This window comes from Pseudomonas sp. ICMP22404 (genome assembly GCF_006227205.1).
Classification (GTDB): domain Bacteria; phylum Pseudomonadota; class Gammaproteobacteria; order Pseudomonadales; family Pseudomonadaceae; genus Aquipseudomonas.
Genome location: NZ_VCNG01000051.1, coordinates 1 through 860 on the forward strand (window position 1 = coordinate 1; position 860 = coordinate 860).

Genomic DNA, 860 nt, shown 5'->3' on the forward strand with positions numbered 1-860 from the left:
TGAACTGGTCAAGTAATTCTGGACACCAGTTAAGGTTTCACGCCGCCAGTTTCTCCATAGCTACCGGCGACCGGTAATCGTTGTAGCTATGGAGCCTGACGTTGTTGTATCGCATCACATAGCGTTGCACATCCACGCGGGCTTCATGCTCCGAACTGTAGCCCGCTTCGGGCACCCACTCTGACTTCAGGCTGCCAAAGAAACGCTCCATCGGGGCATTGTCCCAGCACTCACCTTTGCGACTCATGCTTTGCAGAAGCCCTTGTTTGCGCACCTCATTCCTGAATTTGTGGCTGGTGTATTGGCAACCTTGATCAGAATGAAACAACACCTCTTTTGGGCGCCCTCGCAATTGAACCGCCATCCGCAACGCTTCGCAGGTCAGAGCGGCGTCGGAAATCATTGAAAATGACCATCCCACGATCCGACGAGCAAATAGATCCAAAACCGCTGCGAAATACATCCAGCGTCTGCCGACCTTGATGTACGTGACATCGCCGCACCACACTTGGTTGATCGCAGTGACATCAAACTTGCGTTTGAGCACATGCGGCGCCACCAGCGCTTCCACGCCGCAAGACTTGTACTTGTGCCGACGCCGCTGATGACTGGCAACACCGGCTTCGCGCATCAAACTGCGAGCCATATGGCGCCCAACGCGATGCCCCTTGGCTTGCAGCTCCTTGGAAAGAGTACGAGACCCTGCGGACGCTCTGGATTCCTTGTGATGTTCGATCAGCACGGCTTTCAGTTTCTCCCGCTCAGGCTTCACCTTGCCTTGGCGCTGACGCCAGGCGTAAAAGCTGCTGCGGTTGACTCCAAACGCCCGACAGCAATTGTTAACGCCGTACTGCTCGTCC

Annotated in this window: 1 protein-coding gene; it reads right to left on the reverse strand. The window is 55.3% G+C overall.

Annotated features, from left to right (window positions below; translation table 11 throughout):
- Positions 1-37 precede the first annotated feature (37 nt).
- Positions 38-860: IS3 family transposase (locus FGE05_RS29585; protein WP_139650432.1), on the reverse strand; the 823-nt coding region annotated here is incomplete at its 5' end.